Origin of the sequence: Corynebacterium limaceinasi (genome assembly GCF_046717465.1) — a bacterium.
Classification (GTDB): domain Bacteria; phylum Actinomycetota; class Actinomycetes; order Mycobacteriales; family Mycobacteriaceae; genus Corynebacterium.
The window spans coordinates 943,213-964,710 of record NZ_CP177100.1; the positions used below are offsets into that span (position 1 = coordinate 943,213).

Consider the following 21,498-nt stretch of genomic DNA (forward strand, 5'->3'; position numbering starts at 1 on the left):
GCGATGGATATCGCTGATGCGGGTGGTGAGATTGGCGTTGAATCAATGCCGATTATGGATCAGCCGGAGCCGGGGTATAGCCCCTTCGCCTTTACTCCTCCGGTAGTTAACGTCGGCACGTCGATTACCAAGTTGGCAACGGACTTGATGTCAACGCAGATTTGGAGTGTGTCTGAAGCTAATGCGCGTTGGGCGTCGTTAGGTTCTGAGGTTCGGGAGATCGTGAGCGGTCTTGAAGAAGCCGCAGGCTCCTTGGAAAGTGAGAATGACAGCGAAACCACGTCGCGGGCGGCGGCGAAGATTAGGGAAGTGGCAGCCTCCGGGAAACACTTTGTGGCCAATGCCGCAGCAATGGGAGAAAAGCTTACTGGGTTCCACTCGCGGTTGATGATGATTCAGCCTTCGGCGATGGCCATGGCGATGGATATTATGAAAATCCCTGATCCAGCGAAGCGAAAAATTGCAGAGAAGGCGGCGTTGGCAAAGCTGCAGCCGGATCTCCAGAGGTTTGCCATCGACGCCATGCCTAATCAACATCCGCTGATGGAACAGTCGCCGGCATCCGGAGGCGGCGGCGTAGATGCTGGCTTGTCAGGTGTGGAGGGCGATGGCCAGAAATATAACACCGACAACGTCGTCTGGCCGCGTGCAATTCAGGAAGCTATTGCTCGCGGCGATGTGGGCCCGGGAAACTTCGACGTGGCTAATGGTACGGTCCACGATTTGGAATCCGTCGGCATGACTCCTGAGGAAACTGCCGCGTTCCAGGAGCAATTGCATGCAGATGGCAGAAGGGCGCTTTCTGAGCTAGGCGTGGGCGACGGTATAGATATCAGCGGTCGCGATATCGCAACCAGTGGGGCCTCACTTCCTGGGGCGACGGCATCGCATGGCCACTTAGGATCTATGCCAACGGCAGGTGCCGCTCCCGGTACCTCGGGTATTGGTGCTGGAGCTGGCAGCGGTAGCGGCGGACTCGGTTCTACCGGGATGGGAGCACCGCTTGGTGTTGGACGTGGAACTGGTTCTGGTAACGGAGCCGGATCCGGGGTCGGCACAGGAACCGGTATTGCCGGTGCAGCAGGTGGTCCTGGCGTCGGCGGGCGAACTGGACGTGGAAACACTGGTGCGCTTCGTGGTGGCGGATTCAATTCGCTGGCCGGGCTCGGCAGCGGGGCCATCGGTACGGGCGGAAGGCCTGGTTCTGGGGCAGGTGGAAATATGGGTGCACTCGTAAATTCCGCCCCAGGTTTGGGAGCTGGCGGAACTGCTGCGCGCGGCGGAGTAGGAATGCGCGGCGGTGCCGGTGAGGGTGTCGGCGCCCGCGGCGTGGGAGGCGCGCTTCCTCGGGCCGCAGGTGAAGCTGCTGGCAATAGCAGCGGCGGTAACGGTAGCCGCGGACACCTAGAAAGGGGCGCTGCGCGTGAAGCTGTGGTGCGCGGGGGAGGCGCCGCCAATAGTACCGGTGCTAAAACCGGTGCCGGGAGACCGGCCGCTGGCATGCGCGCCCTTGCGCCGATGATGGGAACGCGGGGTCAGGGAAATGACAAGAACCGGGTGAAGGCGGTAACCACGCAGGTGGAGCGCGATCCGAATAAGCGGGATCTGTTGGGCGAGCCGCCGGCGGTCGTGCCTGGGGTCATCGGCAATTGGGCGCGAGAATCCTAGCCAGTGAATTGTGGAAAGAAAAAGGGCTGAAGGAAATAATCCTTCAGCCCACTTCTTTTATTGCGGCAGTTGCGTCGCGGTGGCCTTTGGCTGCTGCTCAGGTTCCTCGACCCCGTTTTGCAGGCCCTCCGGATCCACTTCGGTCTCGGTGGTGGCAGCAGACGAGGACGTCTCGGCATCCTTCTGCGCCGGTGCTTCGCCGGTAAAGGTCGATGCATTGTCGATCTTGCCGGATTCAGAATCTTGCTGATTCGGCGGGTGGCATGCGGCCAAGGAAAGGCCGGCGGCAAATACTAATCCAGCGGTAGCGAAACGGGAGAATTTCTTCATGGGGATGTGCTCTTTCTCCAGAGTAGTGAAGGCGGTAGTGGGGTAGATGGAGGGAATTAGGACTCGCGCGGGGTGGCAGCCTTGGCGGAATCGTACGGGGCGGCCGACTCGATGGTTACTGAGATGGTCTTACCATTTGGTGCGGAGTACTCGCGGGTTTCACCCTCCTGTGCGCCGATGATGGCGGCGCCCAGCGGGGACTGCTCGGAGTAGGTCTCCAAGTCCTTGTTATCGGTCGCAGCAGCGCGGGTGCCGATGAGGAAGGTTTCCTTATCGTCCTTGTTGCCGTTGTAGTACACGTGAACGACGCTGCCGGTGTAGGCAACGCCCTCCTGCATGGTGCCACGCTCGGTGGTGGAGTTAGCCAGCAGCTCAGAAATCTGCTTGATGCGGGCCTCTTCCTGGTCCTGCATCTCGCGGGCGGCATCGTAGCCGGCGTTTTCTTTCAGGTCGCCCTCTTCGCGGCGCTCATTGATTTCCGCTGCAACCTCAGGGCGGTGATCGATAAGCTCCTGCAGCTCGGTCTCGAGCTTTGCCTTGGTTTCTGGGGTGATGTACTGCTTTTGCTGCTCAGCCATTCTAAAACCTTCCGTGCTGTGGAATAGTGGTCAAAGCCCCGCGATGGTGGCGGGACCGAAGTTAAGTATGCAACCAGGCAAATGCCCAGTTCTAGGCTGTACAAATCCTAGCACATGGAGCTAGCGACTTTCCGCGTAGTCGGGGTTGTCCATATCCAGGTAATCCGGGATATTGCCGGAGCAGCCATAGGCGCCACCGGCGACGGCGCGGGCATTGGTGGGGACATCGACGGCAATGCGATGCGTTTCTTTTCCGCCGGCGGGAACGGCAAATTCGCGGCGGCCTACCTCGGATTTGGAGTAATCGTAGGCCTGCACGATGCAATAGGCGTCTTCATCGGTGTGATTGCGGGTCACATCGACCCAGACGCGCGTGGTGTCATCACTGAGAACCTCCTGGGTGACCATAGAGATCTGAGCATTGACGGATTCTTTTTCCCGAAAATACTGGAAACCGTAATAAAGAAGGGTGACGAGCATGGCGGCGAAAATCAACACCAGCGCCTTATTGGTCCAGCTACCAGAGTTCTTTTGTGATTTATCGCGCGAGCCGTAGCGCGCGGCGGAGCGAGAATTTCCGGCGGAAGTCATAGCCCTACTTTAACCGAGGAGTACCATTTTCCCATTATCTACTAAGATAGTGATCTGTTCTAAAAGCTAGTTTTAAAGGGGATGGATTTTCAGTGAGCGACTTTCGCCTCCTAGCAATCCACGCACACCCGGACGATGAATCCTCTAAGGGTGCTGCGACTACGGCCCGTTACGCTGCAGAAGGTGCGGATGTAATGGTGCTGACCTGCACCGGTGGTGAACGCGGTGACATTATTAACCCGGCTATGGACCGTCCTGGCGTTAAGGAAAACATGGCTGAGGTACGCCGCGAGGAAATGGCTAAGGCAGCCCGCGCGCTTGGGGTCCAACACCAGTGGTTAGGCCACGTTGATTCCGGCCTGCCGGATCCTGAGGAAGGCAAGAGCATGGAAGACCTTTTGCCGGAAGGCTGCTTTGCCCTGATGGGTGATGATGCGGCGGCCCAGGAAATGGTGCGCGTTATTCGCTCGTTCCGCCCGCAGGTCATCATTACCTATGACGAAAATGGCGGCTACCCGCACCCAGACCACCTCATGGTCCACCGAGCATCTATGATTGCGTGGGAAAAAGCCGGTGACCCTGACTACCACCCAGAATTGGGCGAGCCCTGGGAGCCGCTGAAGCTGTACTACTCGCATGGCTTTGTGTACCAGCGCATGAAGATGTTCCACGATCTCCTCCTTGAGGAGGGCAAACCCAGCCCGTATGGTCCTATGCTGGCGCGCTGGGATACGGCTTTTGGCGATATCATGGCTCGCGTTACCACGCAGGTGGAGTGCGCCGATTACTTCCAAAACCGCGACGATGCGCTGCGGGCGCACGCGACGCAGATCGATCCTGCGGGCGCATTCTTGGCCACCTCCGTGGAGGTTCAACAGCGTCTGTGGCCTACAGAAGAGTTTGAATTAGCTAAGACCCGAGTATCGACGTCGCTGCCGGAAAATGATTTATTTGCGGGCATTGAAAAGAACGAGGAGACTTAAAGCATGAGCGTCTATGACTCCCTTTTCTTGGCTGCGCACGATGTCACTGTCCTTGCGCAAGGCACAGAAGGTGCTGAGGGTGGGCCAATGGGGCCCGAGTTTGGCAAAGCCTCGCCCATCGGACTGCTCATCTTGGCCATCTTGGGCGTTGCCGTGCTGGTAGCGGGCTGGAACTTCCACCGCCGCTATTCGCGCTTCCGTCGGCGCACCATGTTCGCTGAAGACCACGGAATCGATCCATTCGACGAAGAAGCAGTGGATGCGGCGCTCAAGGAAGCTGGCCTTTACGATAACCGCAAGAAGTCGATTTTCTAAGCGGCTGGAGTAATCAACGTGACATTTCTCAAGCGGCTGATGTACCCCTTGTATGAAGCACGCCTCGTGCGGCTTATCAAGGGCAGACCGCAGCCGAAGCACGTGGCGATCATGGCTGACGGCAACCGCCGCTGGGCGCGGGAAGCCGGGTTTACAGATATTAGCCACGGCCACCGCCAAGGGGCGAAGAAAATTGGAGAGATGATCGCGTGGTGCCGCGATACCGATATTGAGGTAGTCACCATCTACCTCTTATCCACGGAGAACTTGAAGCGCAGCCAGCAGGAAGTGCAGCTACTTTTTGACATCATCTCTGATGTGGTCACGCATCTGTCCCAGGGAGATCTGGATTGCCAGGTTCGTCTTGTGGGTAACTTAGGGTTGTTGCCCGCGCCGGTAACACAGCGCATGGTCGATGCCGCCGAGGAAACCAAGGATAACCAAGGGGTCATCGTCAATGTGGCTGTGGGCTACGGTGGGCGCCAAGAAATCGTTGATGCCGTTCAGAAGCTGGTGCGCAGCGAGGCTGAAAAGGGCACCAGCGCTGCCGAGATGGCGGACCGAGTCACCGCAGACTCGATCACGGAACACCTATATACCAAGGGCCTGCCGGACCCAGACTTGGTGATCCGCACCTCCGGCGAGCAGCGTCTTTCCGGATTCCTGCTGTGGCAAGCGGCCTATTCAGAAATCTGGTTCACCGATACCTATTGGCCGGCGTTCCGGAAGGTAGATTTCCTGCGCGCGCTGCGTGATTATTCGCAGCGTTCGCGCCGCTTTGGTAAGTAGCGGCTAGATTTTTCGCATGCGGACCTGTTCAACCAGGTGATGCGATCCCTTCTTCAATACCAGCGATGCGCGCACGCGGGTGGGTAGGATATTTTCCACCAAGTTTGGCAGGTTAATGGATTGCCAAATCTCGCGGGCCTGGGCGCGCGCCTGCTCGTCGTTCATATCGGCATAAGCAGCGAAGTGGGCATTGGGCCGGCGGAATTCGGTGTGGCGCAGCGTGAGGAAGCGGTCGATGTACCACTGTTCAATATCGTCCGTGCGGGCGTCGACGTAGACGGAGAAATCAAATAGATCCGCGATGGTTAAGGTGGGGCTGGTCTGGAGGACGTTGAGGCCTTCCAAAATCAAGATATCCGGCTGATTGACCTCTTGATAGCGATCTTTGACGATGTCATAGGTAATATGCGAATACAGCGGCGCTTTGACCACGGGTTTTCCGGATTTGACGTCGGTAACAAAGCGCATAAGTGCACGGCGGTCATAGGATTCGGGGAAACCCTTGCGCTTCATCAGTCCGCGGTCTTTAAGCGTTTGGGTGGGAAAGAGAAACCCGTCCGTGGTCACTAGGTCCACGTTCGGGTGAGAGTCCCATCGCTGTAGGAGCACTTGGAGGAGGCGGGCGGTGGTGGATTTACCCACGGCCACGGAACCGCCCACGCCGATGACGAAGGGCACGTGCGTGGGTGGGTTGCCCAAGAAGGCCTCGGTGGCGGCGGTGAGCTGCTGCCGGGCGGTGACCTGCATGTGGATAAGGCGGGAGAGGGGGAGGTAGACGTCTGCCACCTCGTCCAAATCAATGCGGTCGCCGATGCCGCGTAGCTCTTCTAGCTCGTTTTCTGTCAGCACCTGCGGCATGGATTTGCGGAGTTCACGCCAGGTTTCACGGTCAAAGTCGAGGTAGGGGCTTGAATCCAGGTTGCGCGCCATAACTTAATTGTCGCACGCGGCGATAAGGGAATGAAAAATTTGCCCCCTGTAAGGTAGCCGAAAGGTTATGATATGTAATAGTTCATACTGCTTCCTACCGAGAAGAGGACTAGTCTTTTATGGCTTCTTTTAATACTGACCTGCGCGATCTTGACCCAGATGTTTTCGGTGCTATCCAGGGAGAAATTTCCCGCCAGCGCGAAACCCTGGAAATGATCGCGTCTGAAAACTTCGTGCCGCGCGCCGTCTTGCAGGCACAGGGCTCTGTCCTGACCAATAAGTACGCCGAGGGCTACCCAGGGCGTCGTTACTATGGCGGCTGCGAGCACGTCGACGTCGTTGAGGATCTTGCCCGCGACCGCGCGAAGGCGCTCTTCAACGCGGAATTTGCCAACGTGCAGCCGCACTCCGGCGCGCAGGCTAATGCCGCAGTCCTGTCCAGCATCGCGGAACCGGGCGATAAGATCCTCGGCCTGTCCTTGGCCCACGGTGGACACCTGACCCACGGCATGAAGCTGAACTTCTCCGGCAAGCTTTACGATGTCGCAGCTTATGGCGTGGACCCAGAGACCATGCGCGTGGACATGGATAAGCTGCGCGAGCAGGCACTTAAGGAGAAGCCAAAGGTTATCATCGGCGGTTGGTCCGCTTACCCGCGCACCCTGGATTTCGCGGCCTTCCGCGAAATCGCCGATGAGGTGGGCGCTTACCTGTGGGTTGATATGGCCCACTTCGCGGGCTTGGTTGCCGCGGGCCTGCACCCGAACCCTGTCGAGCACGCCGATATCGTCTCCACCACCGTGCACAAGACCTTGGGCGGTCCGCGCTCCGGCATGATCTTGGCCAAGCAGGAGTACGCAAAGAAGCTGAACTCCAACGTCTTCCCGGGTCAGCAGGGTGGACCGCTGATGCACGCGGTGGCGGCAAAGGCCATTTCCATGAAGATTGCGGCCAGCGAGGAATTCAAGGAGCGGCAGGAGCGCACCCTTGAGGGCGCCCGCATTCTGGCCGATCGCCTCTTGGCAGAAGACACTCAGGCAGCTGGCGTGGACGTTGTGTCCGGCGGCACCGATGTCCACCTCGTCTTGGTCGATCTGCGCAACTCGCAGCTCGATGGTCAGCAGGCAGAAGACCTCCTGCACCAGGTAGGAATCACCGTCAACCGCAATGCGGTCCCGAACGATCCTCGTCCGCCGATGGTCACCTCGGGCCTGCGCATCGGCACCTCCGCCCTGGCCACCCGTGGCCTCGATGCGGAAGCCTTCACCGAGGTTGCCGATGTCATCGGTACCGCCTTGGCGCAGGGCAATAACGCCGATGTCGAGGCACTTCGCCGGCGCGTCGACAAGATCGCGGAGGACTACCCGCTGTATGAGGGCCTCGAGGACTGGAAGCTGGTTTAGTCCTTATCTTCTAAAGCATCCTCTGCGGCGTCCTTGTGAACGTCGTGGCCGCGAGCCTGCGCCAGCGTGGCGCGGGCTTGCTGCAGCCACTCCGGCTGCTTTTCCAAAAGCTCGCTGATTTCCGCGGTGGTCAGCGGCTTATCCATGTCGTTCTTCTTTAGCGCGGTAACGGAAATGCCCAGTTTGTGGGCAACTTCTTGCCGGGGGTGGGGGCCTTCGCGGCGCAGCGTTTGCAGCCACTGCGGGGGATTGTGCTGCAGCTCACGCAGTTCCTCGTGGCTGACCGCGCTATTTTGAAATTCTTCAGGCGCGGCGGGCAGATAGATATTCAGCTTCTTAGCGGCGGTCTGCGCGCGCATCGCGGTACCGGACGGTTGCTGTTGGTTATGTTGTTCACTCACGGTTTAACCGTAGCACTTTCAGTAGACTGTGCTCCATGCTGCGCTTAGCCTTTGTGACCGGTACGGAACCTGGAAAATGGTTTCAGAGATTTCAGGACAATACTGCCCACGGCGGTTTATCCACCGTCGATGCGGATGACAGCATGGCAGAATTGCTCGCAGGTCACGTGGATCTGGCGCTAACGCGCCTGCCGGATCCGCGGGTGGATGACTCTTTCCACGTGGTGCGCCTTTATGAGGAGGCCCCCGGCCTTGCGGTTCCAAAAGACTCGGTCTATGCGGAGGTGGGTGAGGCGCTTGCGCTTGCCGATGTCTCCGATGAGCACCTCAACTACCGCCTCACCGATGCCGGCGAGGTCGATATCGCCGCCGTACGAGAGGCCCTGCAGGTGGTCGCGGCCAATGTGGGCATCGCCATCGCACCGCTGCCGCTATTAAAAATCCTCAGCAAGAAACAGGTGGTTCCGCTCGCGCTCGAGGATAGCGGCGTGCCGGTGACGGAAATTGCCTTGGTTTGGCGGAAGGCGGAGGATGGCGAGGCCATCCAGGACTTTGTGGGCATCGCTAAGGGCCGCACCGCTCGCTCCTCCAGGCAGGAAAAGCCGAAGCGCACCGCCCGTGAAAAAGCTAAAGCCAAACAGTCTCGAAGGATTGTTAACAATCCGTTACAGAAACAAAAGAAGTGCCCTAAGCAGCGCAAACGACGATGATATGAGGGTTGATCCGCGCTAACCCCGTTGCACACGGTGGCAAGGAAGTGCATTTGGGGTATACCGTTGGCTGCGCTCGCCACAATGGCGGCTTAAACCTACAACGAACTAATTTTTCAGCTGAAAATCGAAAGGTAGATCCAGAAATGCGCAAGATGACTCGTCGTATTGCAGGTGGCTTCGCGGCCGCAACCCTTTCCGTTGCTCTCGTTGCATGCTCGGACGCAGAGGACGCCGCCGATGACGCTAAGGATAGCGCTGGCTCCGTAGCCGCAGACGCCTCGGATGCTGCCGGCTCTGCCGCATCCGATGCCACCGACGCCGCTGGTTCCGCCGCCGAAGAGGCAACCGGCTCCAAGGACGGTGATGCAGAGGGCGCCAAGGGCGAAACCCAGACCATCACCACTGCACATGGCGAAGAAGAAGTTCCCGCTGATCTTGCAGCTGCCATCGAGGAAAAGCAGGCCGAGTGGGGCGACGTGCAGAGCATAGAGTCCTCCGATGAAGGCACCCTGGCTACCTTCGAGGGTGGCAAGTACTTGGCATACTCTGAGGAGACTGGTGCGCAGCCGGTCATCGGCAAGATTGCTGAAACCTGGGTAAACGAGGGCGGACTCGCTTCCTCCGTTGGCCTGCCTACCAAGCCAGAGGCTGACGCAGTCGAGGCGAACGGCTGGACCCAGGAGTTTAGCAACGGCACCATCTCCTGGACTGAGGGTGAAGACGGCACCTTCGCGGCCGATATCAACGCCTAAAAGCTAAAAGTCGGCGCCCTGCCCACGCGGCGCGTCGATTACCTCTCGCCACGATCCCTGCGGCTTTCCCGCAGGGATCTGTCGTTTTCTTAAAGTTCATCTTCCACCCATGTGATTTCAACCTTGGGTGCTTAGGTTGGGTGGCAGCCCCTAAGAGTTCGCAGCACTAGCGGCTCTAGGGGGCAGACAAGGAAGAACAGCTTTCTACCGCTTTACAAAGGAAGATTCCTGCCATCATGACTCGCCCCTCTGTACTTTCTACTGCACTAGGCACCACGGAAAATGACGTCGCTACCAAGACCTACGTGCTTGATACCTCGGTTTTATTATCTGACCCGTGGGCGCTGCGAAAATTTGCCGAACACGAGGTCGTCCTTCCCGTCGTGGTTATCTCTGAATTGGAAGGAAAACGTCATCACCCAGAGCTTGGCTGGTTCGCCCGCCAAGCTCTTCGCTTTTTGGAAGAGCTGCGCGCTACCTATGAGGCGCTCGACCAGCCCGTTCCGGTCAACGTGGACGGCGGTACCTTGCGGGTAGAGCTCAACCACCAAGACCAATCGCTCTTGCCGGCCGCATTCCGCGGGCCGGAAGGAGACCACCGCATCTTGGCCTGCGCCTTGAACCTGGCACACGAAGGCAAGGACACGGTTCTTGTTACCAAGGACGTGCCGCTGCGCGTTAAGGCTGGCGCCGTGGGCGTGCAGGCCGATGAATATCACGCTCAGGACGTCATTTTGACCGGGTACTCCGGTATGGCCACCGCCTATACCACCACGGATGTCATCGATGCCCTCTACAGCGATGGGGAAGTGCTGCTCGATGGGGTCGTCACGGACGATGACACCCCAGTGGAAGACTTGCCGGTGCACTGCGGCATCACCTTGGTCGGCGGCGCGCAATCTGCCCTGGGCCGCATTCTGCCGGACGGGGCGGTGCGCCTGGTGCGCGGCGATCGAAATGCCTTTGGCCTGCAGGGGCGTTCGGCGGAACAGCGCATCGCCCTCGATCTCCTGTTGGATCCGGAAGTCGGCATCGTGTCCATCGGTGGTAGGGCAGGCACCGGCAAATCCGCGCTGGCCTTATGCGCCGGCTTGGAGGCGGTCTTAGAGCGCGGTGAACATCGCCGCATCGTGGTCTTTCGGCCGATGTACGCCGTCGGCGGGCAGTCGCTGGGTTACCTGCCGGGCTCTGAGTCAGAGAAGATGAACCCGTGGGCCCAAGCGGTCTATGACACCTTGGAAGGCTTAGTCTCTGACAACGTGCTGGAGGAGATCCACGAACGCGGGCTCATCGAGGTCCTGCCCCTAACCCATATTCGCGGCCGTTCTTTGCACGATGCCTTCGTTATCGTGGACGAGGCGCAGTCGCTGGAGCGCAATGTTTTGCTTACCGTGCTCTCGCGCTTGGGGGAAGGCTCGCGAGTAGTGCTCACCCATGACGTTGCCCAGCGCGATAACCTGCGGGTGGGCCGCCACGATGGGGTACAGGCGGTCATCGAAAAGCTCAAGGGCCATGAGCTTTTCTCGCACATTACCCTTCAGCGATCGGAGCGCTCTGCCATTGCGGAGCTAGTAACGGATCTATTGGAGGGCAATGATTAAGGGAGAGATGAAAGCGTGTTCGCAGACAGCGAATTTAATCAAATTTATATGGCAAAAATCACCTAAGACCAGTAATAATGGTGCCTATGAGCGAGAACGCCAAGCAGACGTCTGCGGACGAAAAGAAAAAGGATTTCCGTATCCGGCCTTTCACGTCGGCCGATTACCCGCAGATGCGGGAGATCTACGAGCAGGGCCTGCAAACCGGCCATGCCACCTATGAGACCCGTTCCTTGACCTATGAGGAGTTTACGAACTCCAAAATCATGGCTTCGGTGCACGTAGCCGTTGAGGCGGACGATGATTCCAAGGTATTGGGGTGGGTTTCGGCCGCCCCGATTTCATCGCGCACCGTCTTCCACGGCGTGGTGGAGGATTCCATCTACTTGGGATCTGATGCCCAAGGCCGTGGCATCGCCGGGGCCTTGCTCGATTGCCTCATTGAGGTGTGCAAGGATCTGCACAAGTGGGCCATCCACTCCTGGATTTTCCCGGAAAATGAAGGCTCTGCGGGCCTGCACAAGTCCCGCGGCTTTGAAAAGGTCGGCACCTACTCCCACATGGCCAAGATGACCTATGGCGAGTTGGCCGGTCAGTGGCGCGATACCGATGTCTACGAGCTCCTGCTCCCCAAGCCGGAGGAAAAGAACCGCTAAATACACTGTGCCTAGTAACCACGAAGGCCGTAGCGATGCCGAGGGAATTAATAATCTCGGCCGCTACGGCCTTTAGTCGTTTTCTACTTCGCGAGGCCGCCGGGTGGGTAGCCGAGGGCGGACTCGATGGGGGCATCGGCAAGCAGCAGGCTATCGCGCAGCGCATGCAGCTCCCCTAATCGATCGTCTCCTTCAGGCGCTCTTCGCGCAGGGGAAGCAGGACGATCAGGGCGATGATGACGAGCGGGACCATCAGCGCGATGACCGGGGTGAGGCCATCGTTATAGGAATTGAGGATCGCCTGCTCGAGGGGCTCTGGCAGGGAAGAAACCATATCCGGGGTGAGGCTATTGGCATTGCCATTGGCGTTATTAAACTTTTCAGCATAGGCCGCGCCCTCGGGGCCCAGCTGCTGGATGGCCCGCGGCAGGCGGTTGGCCATCTCATCCTGCATGTTGTTGATGAACATGGAACCGACCAGGGAAGCGCCCAGGGCAGAACCGATCTGGCGGAAGAAGTTATTCGCCGCGGTGGCCGTGCCCACCTGAGACAGTGGGAAAGAGTTCTGGACGATGAGCACGAGCACCTGCATGACCATGCCCAGGCCGATGCCGAAGGCGAGGAACTCGAAGCCGAGCTGTGTGAGCGAGGTGTCTACCGAGAGGCGGGACATCCAGAACAGGGCGCCTGCGGTAATGGCTAGGCCGATGAGGGGGTAGATCTTGTAGCGGCCGGTGCGGGCGATGATGAAGCCAACTCCGGTGGAGGTGCCGATAAGGCCAACCATCATTGGAATCATCATCAGGCCAGCGTTGGTGGGCGATAGGGTGTGGACCATCTGCAGGTAGGTGGGCATATAGCCCAGCACGCCGAACATGGCCAGACCCAAGATGACGCCGGACAGGGTGGTTAGGGCCATGTTGCGGTTCTTGAAGAGGCGAACCGGGATGAGCGGCTCGGCAGCGCGCAATTCCACGATGGTGGTAATGATCGCGCCGACGAGGGTGATGGCGCCGAGGGTGAGGATCATGGAGGAATCCCAGTCGTACTCGGTGCCGCCCCAGGTGGTCATGAGGATTAGGGAAGCGGTGGTAATGGCGATGAAGGTGGCGCCGAGCCAGTCAAAGCGCTTCATATCGGCCTGGCCCACGCGCAGGTTGAGCACCAGGATGCAGACCACCATGGCCAGCAGGCCGAGCGGGATATTCATCCACATGCCCCAGCGCCAGCCGGGGCCATCAGTAAACCAGCCGCCCAAGACGGGGCCAAGGACGGAGGACAGGCCGAAGACACCGCCCATAATGCCCATGAACTTGCCACGCTCGCGGGAGGAGGTGACCTCGGCGATGATGGACTGCGAGGAGATCATCATGAACCCGGCGCCGAAGCCTTGCACGGCGCGGGCGATGATGAGCACCGTCATGGAATCGGCGAAACCGCCGATGGCGGAGCCCACGACGAAGACGGCGATGCCGCCAATGTAGAGCCACTTGCGGCCCAGCATGTCACCCAGCTTGCCGGAAATCGGCATGGCGATGGTCATGGTGACCAGGAATGCGGAGATGACCCAGCTCATGTGGTCAACGCCGCCAAGCTCACCAACAATCGTTGGCAAAGCGGAAGAGAAAATCATCTGGCCCAGCGAGCTCATCAACATGGTGAGCACCAGCGCAGAGAAGATGAGCCCCAGGTTATCCGCCCGCGACTGGCCCTGCGCAGGAGCCTTTTCGACTGTATCTACCATCGGATTCCTTTCATAACATCATTAATCAAAGTCAGTGAATCATTCAGACGCGAACTCAGGGCGTCGCTGCAATCGCTATCGGGGGCGGCGATGGAAAGCCACAGGGCCTCGCGGACCACACCGGCGATGACCATGGCCTCCGTTGCCGTGGAATGACCCTCCAGGATGCGCAGTTCCGGTTCCCGGTCAAGGCGCTCCTCAATGAGTCCAATAAGCTCGATGGATTTCGCCCGCTTGCGACTAATGGAGGCGGCGGCCGCCTCCGGGTCATTAGCAATGCGCTTGCGTCGCTCCCGAATCGTGGGATTAACGTGATGGCCCTCCATGTGCTGCTCCACCAGGTTAAGGACGAGCTCCATGATGTTGGTGGTGGGCTCGTGGAGGAAATACTCGCGCATTTCCGCGGTGAAGTCAGCGCTTGGTGCCCCGAGCACGGCGGATTCCTTCGAATCGAAATAATTAAAAAATGTGCGCCGAGAAATACCGGCTAGTTCGCAGATCTCTTCAATAGTGACCTCGCCAAAGGAATGCTTATCCACCAGTTCGGTGGCGGCATCCTCAATGCGTAGCCGTGTTTCTAGGCGTTTCTGCTCGCGTAGTGATAGTTCTTCTTGCACAGAATGCAACTTTACACTCGGTGCAAACTTGCACCAAGTGCAAAATGAGTGATTTTGTAGATGTGTACGCTGAATTTATGGCGCAAGTCACGGCATGTGCTTGCCGATGCCCCTTTTCTTTGCGCGCACTTCCCGTACCCGGTCATGTTCCCGGGCATGCAAAACCCCGCTCAGAAGCGATTTCCGAGCGGGGTTGCAGCGCTAAAGGCGGCTGAGGTTAGATATTGTCGCGCTCGCGGTTGGTCATGCTCAATACGTCCAAGCGCTTGTCCAGCTCTTCCTCGGTGAGGTTCTCGCCGTCAACAAAGCCCAAGTCGATTACGGCCTGGCGGACGGTGATCTTCTCATTGAGGGCGTGTTTTGCGGCCTTGGCGGCATTCTCGTAGCCGATGGCGGAGTTCAGCGGGGTCACGATGGAGGTGGAGGACTCCGCGAAGTGCTTCATTCGCTCCTCGTTGGCCTCGATGTGGTCGACGCACTTCTCAGCAAAGACGCGGGCGGAGTTGGCCAGCAGGCGAGCGGACTCGAGCACGTTGCGCGCCATCATCGGGATGAAGACGTTGAGCTCGAACTGTCCCTGCGCGCCGCCGAAGGCAACGGCTGCGTCATTGCCCACAACTTGGCCGGCCACCATGGTAACCGCCTCAGGGATAACCGGGTTGACCTTGCCCGGCATGATGGAGGAACCAGGCTGCAGGTCCTTCAGGTGGATTTCTGCCAGGCCGGTCAGTGGGCCGGAGCCCAGCATACGCAGGTCATTGGCAATCTTGTTGAAGGATACGGCCACCGAGCGCATGGCGCCGGAAAATTCTACGAGGCCGTCGCGGTTAGCCTGTGCCTCGAAGTGGTTTTCTGCTTCCTTCAGGTTCTCAACGCCGGTGAGCTTCTTGAGCTCCTCGGTCACCTTGCCGCCGAAATCAGCGGAGGTATTCAGGCCGGTGCCGGTGGCGGTACCACCGATGGCGAGCTCTCCCAAGCGCGGGAGGGTAGCCTCGATGCGCTCGATGCCGAGCTCCACCTGGCGGGCGTAGCCGCTGAACTCCTGGCCCAAGGTGATTGGGGTGGCGTCCATGAGGTGGGTGCGCCCGGCCTTGACGACGTCCGCGAATTCCTTCGCCTTCTTAGTCAAGGACTCGTGCAGGACCTTTAGGCCCGGAATGAGGTCATTGACAGCCGCTTCCGTAGCCGCCACGTGGGTGGCGGTGGGGAAGGTGTCATTGGAGGACTGGCCCATGTTGACGTCATCGTTCGGGTGAACCTCTACGCCCTGCTTATGCACCAAGGAGGCGATGACCTCGTTGGTGTTCATATTGGAAGAGGTGCCGGAGCCGGTCTGGAATACGTCGATGGGGAAGGCATCGTTGTGCTTGCCATCCGCGATTTCCTGTGCGGCGGCGATAATGGCGTCTGCCTTTTCTGCATCCAGGCTGCCGGAGTCCTTGTTGACCTGTGCGCATGCAGCCTTGAGCAGGCCAAGCGCACGAATCTGCGCATCTTCCAAGCCGCGGCCGGAAATAGGGAAATTGTTTACCGCGCGCTGGGTCTGTGCGCGCCACAGGGCATCAGCGGGAACTTTAACCTCGCCCATAGTGTCATGTTCGGTACGGTATTCGGTCATGAGAATCACCTCGGTTGATTGATTGTGTGCACCTACCCCCAGTATGGCGAAAAGCTAAAAGTCAGTGGGTGAAAAGCCCGAGCCTGCCCCGCCATTTGGGGGTGAGGTTTAGTTCTTGGTGGGGTCCGAGTAGTCCACCACTGAGTATTCCTGCAGTTTAGCCAGCTTGTGGAAGGAATCGACGTAGCGAATGGTGCCGGACTTGGAACGCATGACCAGCGAACGGGTGGAGGCACCATTATTGCGGTAGGAAACACCGCGCAGCATGTCACCATTGGTCACGCCGGTAGCGGCGAAGTAGCAGTTCTTCGACGAAACCAAATCATTGGTGCCCAAGACCTTATCCAAGTCGTGTCCGGCAGCGCGGGCCTTTTCTGCTTCTTCTTCATCCTTCGGCCACAGCTTGCCCTGGATCTCGCCACCCATGCACCGCATGGCGCAGGCGGTGATGATGCCCTCAGGGGTACCTCCAATGCCCATCATTATGTCGATGGAGTTGGAATCCTGGCAGGCGGCGATGGCACCTGCCACATCGCCATCCATAATGAGGCGCACCTTTGCGCCTGCCTCGCGGATCTCCTGGATGAGCTTTTCGTGGCGCGGGCGGTCCAATACCACCACGGTGATATCGGCGGTGCGCAGGCCCTTTGCCTTGGCCACGGACTCGATATTCCATTGCACGGACTGGTTGATATCGATGGATCCGACGGCTTCTGGGCCCACGGCGATCTTTTCCATGTAGAAGACCGCAGATGGGTCATACATGGTGCCGCGCTCTGCGGCGGCGATTACGGAAATGGCATTGGGGCGGCCCTCGGCCATCAATCGCGTGCCATCTACCGGGTCCACAGCAATGTCCATCGCCGCGCCTTCGCCCGTGCCGACCTCTTCACCGTTGAAGAGCATCGGGGCCTCATCCTTTTCGCCCTCACCAATGACGACAACGCCCTTCATCGCCACGGAGTTAATCAGTTTGCGCATGGCATCGACTGCCGCGCCATCGCCCTCATTCTTCATGCCACGACCAACCCAGCGGCCAGAGGCCAAGGCGGCGGCTTCGGTCACGCGCACCAGCTCCATGGCCAAGTTACGGTCGGGCAAATAAGAAGTATTTTCGGACATGTGTAGTGGTTGCCTTCCATGTTTTCTCACCGTGGGGGTAATTCCCACGCGATTAGTGTTCTACTTGTCCTATTCTGGCACTTTTTGGCGTCAATAGGTCCGATTTGGGGCCCCTTTTGCGGGGTTTTTCCTTTCTCTAGGCAGCATTATCGGCGCGAATGTGCGCACGCGGGAGGCATGTGGCACTTTCACGGTGGCTCATGCGATACTAAGGCGCGTGGCTGCAGAACAAAGACCGAAGATTTTCGAAGGCGCTCGCGACATCATTTTGTCCCTTTCCGTAGTGGTGGTCATGATGTTGCTCGTGGTGGGCGCGACGGGGCTTTGCTCGGTGAATCCGGAAACAGAGCAAGGCCCAGTTCAAGAGGTAGACGAGGAGACCTTCCTGGATACGCAGGCTCGCGCCGGTATTGGTGCTATCCGAGATCCCCAGATGCCCGAAGGCTGGCAGGCCAATGCGGCCCGCCGTTCGCAGCTAGGCGGCGACACAGTCACCGTCGTCAGCTGGCTTACCGCGGATGGAAACTACGTGGAATCCACCCAAACCCAGGTTTCTGCAGAAGAGGCGGGCGAAAAATACGACGCTAACTATCGCGGGCTGAACTCAATGCGCGAGGTAGCCGGCCATCAGGTGCGCGTGCTGGCAAGTGACGACGATTCTGTGCGCCGCTTGTGGATCGCCGACTTGGGCGATGCCCGCCTCATCATCTCCGGTGCAGCCCCCGATGAAGAATTCGCCGCCGCCACCGAGGCCTTTATCGAGGCCAAACCTATAAGCGGAAAGTAACCTCGCTGAGCCCCTCGGCGTCCGCTTCCACTGTGATTCCCTCAGTGTCACCGGTGGCTTCGTCCAAGGCAGCGGCATCCAGCCCGCTCAAACGCGTCTTTTCTAGGTAGACGTCCACGCGCTCGCGCTGGGAACGGCGCGGGTAGATGGAGACTTGGACCACTTTGGCATCGGCAAGCAGCAGCACGATGGACCGGGAAAAGTAACTCAATTCCTCTTCTGTGGCCGAAACCTGGGTGCTGGTATGCGCCGGCCCGAAAAATTCCTCTACCAGCGCGCGGGAATCGCCGCCCATGATGGAGCCTGCCGATGCCGATTTGGAGACGAAATCAATCCGCCTTCCCGGGTAACCATAAATCTGCATTACTCTTCACCCTCCTCAGCCTGCTGCTCGCTGTGTTCCGCCTTTTCAAGGGCATCCTCCACCCGCTTGGAGGCGCCATCCAAGTGGGATTCGCACGTGCGAGCAAGCGCCTCGCCGCGCTCCCAGTATTTCAGGGACTCGTCCAGGCCCATTTGGCCGAGCTCTAAAATCTTGACAGTTTCAATGAGCTCATCGCGCGCCTGTTCGTAGCTCAATTCCTCTACGGGAGTAAAGGCATCTTGGCCTGGCTGGCCGGAACCAATGGTTTCATCTGACATCAGCATTCTCCTACTATTTCTGGCTAATCGGCGGCCTGGGAGGCCATGGACACGGCGGTGATGGAACCATCGCCCACGCGAATGCGCAATTGCGCGCCGGGCGGTGATTGCTCATAAGAGCTAACGACCTCCGGATCGGTGCCATCTTTGGGCAAGACCTGGACAATAGAATACCCACGGGCAAGCGTCGCCGAAGGACCTAAAGCAGAAACCCGCGCGCGAAGGGACTCCACGTGCCGGGTCTCACGGTCTAAGAGCACCCGCAGTTCGCGGCGCATGCTCGTGCGCATGCGCTCGACCTCTTCGCGCCGAGCGCGGATTGGCGTCATCGGATCGGCCAGCACTGGGCGCGAGCGGATATTATCCAATCCACGGCGCTCGCGTTCTACCCAGCCGCGCAAGGCCGCCGCCATGCGGGATCGCGCCTCAGCGATGACCGCGCGTTCCTCTGCCACCGACGGGACCACGCGCTTGGCGGCGTCCGTCGGGGTAGCCGCGCGCAGATCTGCGACGTTATCGAGCACCGGACTATCCGGCTCGTGGCCAATCGCGGAGACCACCGGGGTGCTGGCGGCCACGACGGCGCGTTGCAGGGCTTCTTCAGAAAAGGGAAGGAGATCTTCGACGGAACCGCCACCGCGGGCGATGATGATGACATCGATCTCCGCATCGCCGTCGAGCTCCTGCAAGGCGGAAATCACCTCGGGGACGGTATTCGCCCCCTGAACAGCGGTATTAATGACGCGGAATTGCACGGCCGGCCACCTGTCGCGGGCTACCGCCACGACATCGCGCTCGGCGGCAGAACCGCGGCCGGTAATCAGGCCGATTTTCTGCGGGAGGTAGGGAAGCGGGCGCTTGCGCGCGGGATCAAAGAGGCCTTCTGCGGCAAGCTGCGCGCGCAGCTTTTCGATGCGCGCCAATAAATCGCCGATGCCCACGTGCCGAATCTCCGTGGTCCACAGGGAAAAGGATCCGCGGCCGGCATAAAAGGCGGGTTTGCCGTGCACGATGACGCGGTCGCCGTCTTTTAGCGGCGTGGGCAAGTTGTGCAGCATTGAGGAAGAGCAGGTCAATTGCACCGACTTTTCCTGCTGCACATCGCGCAGGGTGAGGTAGGACAGCTTCCAGGTGGGCTTGTAATTGATCTGCGTTAATTGGCCTTCCACCCACAGGTATCCAAGGCGCTCGATCCATCCCTTCACCTGGTCATTGACCTGGCCCACGGGCCACGGGGTCTCTGGAGTATTTGCCGGTTGATTCACGCAGCCCCCCTTTCCATCTACAGCGCCATACGGTGCCCTTTAGTGTAGGTGCTCAAGGCACGTGGCGCCCCGCTTGGGTGGCCTAGATGGGCGCTTTCCCTGCTGGATAGCCCTTACTATTGTTTTGCTTTACCTTTCGATACTCTGGGAGGCATGACTGATGGTAAAAATGTTCTCCTCGCGGCACCGCGCGGTTACTGCGCTGGAGTGGACCGCGCCGTCGAGACCGTAGAAAAGGCGCTAGAAAAATACGGCGCACCCATTTATGTGCGCAAGCAAATCGTCCACAACCGTTATGTCGTTGAATCTTTGGCCAAGCGCGGAGTCATCTTCGTTGAAGAGGCCGCCGAGGCCCCGGAGGGTGCTCACCTCGTCTTTTCCGCCCACGGCATCTCCCCGGCGGTGCGCAATCAGGCACAGGAGCGCAAGCAATTGACCTTGGACGCTACCTGCCCCTTGGTGACTAAGGTGCACAAGGAAGCCCAGCGTTTCGAGCGCGATGGTTACCACATCCTCCTCGTGGGCCACGAAGGCCACGAGGAGGTAGAAGGCACCGCGGGCGAGGCCCCCGATGTTACGCATCTGGTCGATGGCGTCGACGGCGTGGACAAGCTGCCAGACTACCTGCAGGATGAGAAACTCATCTGGCTTTCGCAGACCACACTCTCGGTGGATGAGACCGTTGTCATCGTCAATAAGCTGCGCGAGCGTTTTCCGCACCTAGAAAACCCGCCGTCAGATGATATCTGCTACGCCACTCAAAACCGGCAAGAGTCCGTCAAAGCCATTGCACCGAAGTGCGATCTTATGATCGTGGTGGGGTCTAAGAACTCGTCCAACTCCGTGCGCCTCGTAGAAGTCGCGCTCGAGGCGGGTTCACGCGACTCCCACTTGGTGGATTTTGCCGACGAGATCGATGAATCGTGGCTAGACGGCGTAGAGACCGTTGGCGTGACCTGTGGCGCCTCCGTGCCAGAACTTCTTGTGCGCGAGGTGCTCGAATACTTGGATGAGCGCGGCTTTAATGACGTGGAGCAAGTGACCACCTCCACCGAATCCATTACTTTCGCGCTGCCGCGCGATCTGCGTCCTGCCCGCACCTAGCGCTGCAACGCCTAAAACGACAACAACCGTGAGCCTGGTGGCCTCTTAAAGAGTGCCGGGGCTCACGGTTTAGTTTATTCGTAGAGGTTATCGTCCCAACGCTGTTTCTTGGCAGTGTCTTTTGTCGAGGAAGCGAGATCTGGTTCGGGAGCCGGTGGTATCACGTCCCCTGCGCGCCGGTGCGGATCCGGTTGCAAGCGATTTTCGCGTTCCGCCTGTTGCTCGCGACGGCGCTCTTCTCGGTCGCGGCCACGGATGCGGTCCTGCGGCTTCCGCGGAGGTTGCGCCTGTGCGTGTGATCTGCGGCGGGAGGCGCGTGGAGAGGGGGCCTGCGGGTTTTCGGATCTATTGCGCGCCATGAGTTCCGCCACGGAAAGCCGTTCAGCGCGGTTCTGGCGATCCCGCTTCATGTCCGCGCGCCGCGCGACCTTTTGCTGATTCACAGCGCGTTGGGCGGCCTTGCGGAAGCGCATCCAGCGCAAGACGCCGATTGCGGTCGCGCCGAGAACCGCGATAAGCAACCACAGGAAGTTCTGGACCAGCGGATACACGGAGGTCAGCAGGGACGTTTTAGAAAAACTGGTGCCTTCCGGAGCATTGGACTTGGTGATGAAGATTCCCGCCGTCACCACGGTTACCGCGTACAAAATGGGGATGGACGCGATGGACAGGAATAATCCTCGCTCCTCAACGATGAGCGCTATGAGCAGGGAGCTGATGATGAGAAAGGCAAAGTACATCCAGCCTATGGAGCCGACAAGAATGGAAATCAATGCGCCGGTGAGCAAAAGTGCCGCCAATAGTCCAAGGCCCTTCAGCAGCGAGATGCTCGGCATGCTCAGGCTTTGCGCGGCGGTAGGCTTTCGTTGTTTGGCTAGTGACACGTCGC

At 59.2% G+C, this 21,498-nt stretch carries 25 protein-coding genes; 12 read left to right on the top strand and 13 right to left on the bottom strand.

The features are described 5' to 3' along the window. The first annotated feature begins 3 nt into the window (after positions 1 to 3). On the top strand, positions 4 to 1,668 hold the full coding sequence (locus ACLI1Q_RS04705; RefSeq protein WP_239267972.1) for a hypothetical protein: 1,665 nt from the start codon (positions 4 to 6) through the stop codon (positions 1,666 to 1,668). Between the two features lie 57 nt (positions 1,669 to 1,725). Here ACLI1Q_RS04705 and ACLI1Q_RS04710 read toward each other — a convergent pair whose 3' ends face one another. The 3 genes from ACLI1Q_RS04710 to ACLI1Q_RS04720 all read right to left on the bottom strand — a co-directional run bounded on the left by ACLI1Q_RS04710 (position 1,726) and on the right by ACLI1Q_RS04720 (position 3,167). Then, positions 1,726 to 1,998 carry a thiamine biosynthesis protein X gene (locus tag ACLI1Q_RS04710; protein WP_239267970.1) on the bottom strand — a complete coding sequence of 91 codons (273 nt, stop codon included), beginning with the start codon at positions 1,996 to 1,998 and terminating at the stop codon, positions 1,726 to 1,728. Positions 1,999 to 2,054: 56 nt separating this feature from the next. Beyond that, entirely contained in the window at positions 2,055 to 2,576 is a 522-nt protein-coding gene (gene greA / locus ACLI1Q_RS04715; RefSeq protein WP_005280026.1) for a transcription elongation factor GreA, read from the bottom strand. A gap of 120 nt (positions 2,577 to 2,696) precedes the next feature. Then, positions 2,697 to 3,167, bottom strand: coding sequence for a DUF4307 domain-containing protein (locus tag ACLI1Q_RS04720; protein WP_239267968.1), 471 nt, complete (start codon positions 3,165 to 3,167; stop codon positions 2,697 to 2,699). A gap of 92 nt (positions 3,168 to 3,259) precedes the next feature. On the opposite strand from ACLI1Q_RS04720, the gene mca reads away from it, so the two are divergent. Genes mca through ACLI1Q_RS04735 form a run of 3 tightly spaced genes read left to right on the top strand, consistent with a single transcriptional unit; the run spans position 3,260 to position 5,254 of the window. After that, positions 3,260 to 4,150 carry a mycothiol conjugate amidase Mca gene (gene mca, locus ACLI1Q_RS04725; protein WP_239267966.1) on the top strand — a complete coding sequence of 297 codons (891 nt, stop codon included), beginning with the start codon at positions 3,260 to 3,262 and terminating at the stop codon, positions 4,148 to 4,150. Between the two features lie 3 nt (positions 4,151 to 4,153). Then, a complete protein-coding gene (locus ACLI1Q_RS04730; RefSeq protein WP_239267964.1) occupies positions 4,154 to 4,465 on the top strand; it encodes a hypothetical protein in 312 nt (103 codons plus the stop codon). Between the two features lie 18 nt (positions 4,466 to 4,483). Then, positions 4,484 to 5,254 carry an isoprenyl transferase gene (locus tag ACLI1Q_RS04735; RefSeq protein ID WP_284771501.1) on the top strand — a complete coding sequence of 257 codons (771 nt, stop codon included), beginning with the start codon at positions 4,484 to 4,486 and terminating at the stop codon, positions 5,252 to 5,254. Between the two features lie 3 nt (positions 5,255 to 5,257). On the opposite strand, the gene coaA is transcribed toward ACLI1Q_RS04735, so the two are convergent. Beyond that, complete coding sequence (gene coaA / locus ACLI1Q_RS04740; RefSeq protein WP_411697113.1) at positions 5,258 to 6,184, bottom strand: type I pantothenate kinase; 927 nt, start codon at positions 6,182 to 6,184, stop codon at positions 5,258 to 5,260. 119 nt (positions 6,185 to 6,303) lie between these two features. Between coaA and glyA the strand changes: the two genes are divergently transcribed. Further along, the gene (gene glyA, locus ACLI1Q_RS04745; protein WP_005282107.1) at positions 6,304 to 7,587 is read left to right on the top strand and encodes a serine hydroxymethyltransferase; all 1,284 of its coding nucleotides are present in this window, start codon (positions 6,304 to 6,306) and stop codon (positions 7,585 to 7,587) included. Here glyA and ACLI1Q_RS04750 read toward each other — a convergent pair. Further along, on the bottom strand, positions 7,584 to 7,946 hold the full coding sequence (locus ACLI1Q_RS04750) for a DUF5997 family protein (RefSeq protein ID WP_239267993.1): 363 nt from the start codon (positions 7,944 to 7,946) through the stop codon (positions 7,584 to 7,586). The genes glyA and ACLI1Q_RS04750 overlap by 4 nt on opposite strands. A 77-nt stretch (positions 7,947 to 8,023) precedes the next feature. Between ACLI1Q_RS04750 and ACLI1Q_RS04755 the strand changes: the two genes are divergently transcribed. The 5 genes from ACLI1Q_RS04755 (at position 8,024) to ACLI1Q_RS04775 (ending at position 11,889) form a co-directional block, all read left to right on the top strand. Beyond that, on the top strand, positions 8,024 to 8,698 hold the full coding sequence (locus ACLI1Q_RS04755; RefSeq protein WP_411697114.1) for a LysR family transcriptional regulator substrate-binding protein: 675 nt from the start codon (positions 8,024 to 8,026) through the stop codon (positions 8,696 to 8,698). Positions 8,699 to 8,844: 146 nt separating this feature from the next. Beyond that, positions 8,845 to 9,453: an LGFP repeat-containing protein gene (locus ACLI1Q_RS04760; RefSeq protein WP_239267958.1), complete on the top strand. Its 609-nt coding sequence runs from the start codon at positions 8,845 to 8,847 to the stop codon at positions 9,451 to 9,453. Positions 9,454 to 9,689: 236 nt separating this feature from the next. Beyond that, a complete protein-coding gene (locus tag ACLI1Q_RS04765) occupies positions 9,690 to 11,054 on the top strand; it encodes a PhoH family protein (RefSeq protein WP_239267957.1) in 1,365 nt (454 codons plus the stop codon). A gap of 77 nt (positions 11,055 to 11,131) precedes the next feature. Then, on the top strand, positions 11,132 to 11,710 hold the full coding sequence (locus tag ACLI1Q_RS04770) for a GNAT family N-acetyltransferase (RefSeq protein ID WP_005280037.1): 579 nt from the start codon (positions 11,132 to 11,134) through the stop codon (positions 11,708 to 11,710). Positions 11,711 to 11,745: 35 nt separating this feature from the next. Continuing rightward, positions 11,746 to 11,889, top strand: coding sequence for a hypothetical protein (locus ACLI1Q_RS04775; RefSeq protein ID WP_239267955.1), 144 nt, complete (start codon positions 11,746 to 11,748; stop codon positions 11,887 to 11,889). On the opposite strand, the gene ACLI1Q_RS04780 is transcribed toward ACLI1Q_RS04775, so the two are convergent. The 4 genes from ACLI1Q_RS04780 to glpX form a co-directional block, all read right to left on the bottom strand. Beyond that, positions 11,886 to 13,454, bottom strand: coding sequence for an MDR family MFS transporter (locus tag ACLI1Q_RS04780; RefSeq protein ID WP_239267953.1), 1,569 nt, complete (start codon positions 13,452 to 13,454; stop codon positions 11,886 to 11,888). The genes ACLI1Q_RS04775 and ACLI1Q_RS04780 overlap by 4 nt on opposite strands. Continuing rightward, positions 13,448 to 14,071, bottom strand: coding sequence for a TetR/AcrR family transcriptional regulator (locus ACLI1Q_RS04785; RefSeq protein ID WP_239267951.1), 624 nt, complete (start codon positions 14,069 to 14,071; stop codon positions 13,448 to 13,450). Before ACLI1Q_RS04785 ends, ACLI1Q_RS04780 begins: the two co-directional genes overlap by 7 nt. Positions 14,072 to 14,288: 217 nt before the next feature. Continuing rightward, positions 14,289 to 15,689 (bottom strand): class II fumarate hydratase, encoded by a 1,401-nt coding sequence (locus ACLI1Q_RS04790; protein WP_239267949.1) that lies wholly within the window; start codon positions 15,687 to 15,689, stop codon positions 14,289 to 14,291. Positions 15,690 to 15,797: 108 nt separating this feature from the next. Continuing rightward, positions 15,798 to 16,811: a class II fructose-bisphosphatase gene (gene glpX / locus ACLI1Q_RS04795; RefSeq protein WP_239267947.1), complete on the bottom strand. Its 1,014-nt coding sequence runs from the start codon at positions 16,809 to 16,811 to the stop codon at positions 15,798 to 15,800. A 217-nt stretch (positions 16,812 to 17,028) separates the two neighbouring features. Here glpX and ACLI1Q_RS04800 point away from each other — a divergent pair, with 217 nt between their 5' ends. Beyond that, positions 17,029 to 17,598, top strand: coding sequence for a DUF4245 domain-containing protein (locus ACLI1Q_RS04800; protein WP_239267945.1), 570 nt, complete (start codon positions 17,029 to 17,031; stop codon positions 17,596 to 17,598). Here the strand turns inward: ACLI1Q_RS04800 and ACLI1Q_RS04805 are convergent. The 3 genes from ACLI1Q_RS04805 to xseA are packed head-to-tail and all read right to left on the bottom strand — an operon-like array spanning position 17,582 to position 19,505. Beyond that, positions 17,582 to 17,962 (bottom strand): hypothetical protein, encoded by a 381-nt coding sequence (locus ACLI1Q_RS04805; RefSeq protein ID WP_239267944.1) that lies wholly within the window; start codon positions 17,960 to 17,962, stop codon positions 17,582 to 17,584. The two genes, ACLI1Q_RS04800 and ACLI1Q_RS04805, sit on opposite strands and share 17 nt — an antisense overlap. Beyond that, positions 17,962 to 18,240: an exodeoxyribonuclease VII small subunit gene (locus ACLI1Q_RS04810; protein ID WP_023026190.1), complete on the bottom strand. Its 279-nt coding sequence runs from the start codon at positions 18,238 to 18,240 to the stop codon at positions 17,962 to 17,964. Before ACLI1Q_RS04810 ends, ACLI1Q_RS04805 begins: the two co-directional genes overlap by 1 nt. A 23-nt stretch (positions 18,241 to 18,263) precedes the next feature. Beyond that, on the bottom strand, positions 18,264 to 19,505 hold the full coding sequence (gene xseA / locus ACLI1Q_RS04815) for an exodeoxyribonuclease VII large subunit (protein WP_411697115.1): 1,242 nt from the start codon (positions 19,503 to 19,505) through the stop codon (positions 18,264 to 18,266). A 153-nt stretch (positions 19,506 to 19,658) separates the two neighbouring features. Here xseA and ACLI1Q_RS04820 point away from each other — a divergent pair, with 153 nt between their 5' ends. Then, complete coding sequence (locus ACLI1Q_RS04820; RefSeq protein WP_239267941.1) at positions 19,659 to 20,609, top strand: 4-hydroxy-3-methylbut-2-enyl diphosphate reductase; 951 nt, start codon at positions 19,659 to 19,661, stop codon at positions 20,607 to 20,609. 74 nt (positions 20,610 to 20,683) lie between these two features. Here ACLI1Q_RS04820 and ACLI1Q_RS04825 read toward each other — a convergent pair whose 3' ends face one another. Next, complete coding sequence (locus ACLI1Q_RS04825; protein ID WP_239267939.1) at positions 20,684 to 21,493, bottom strand: DUF6542 domain-containing protein; 810 nt, start codon at positions 21,491 to 21,493, stop codon at positions 20,684 to 20,686. Between the last annotated feature and the right edge of the window lie 5 nt (positions 21,494 to 21,498).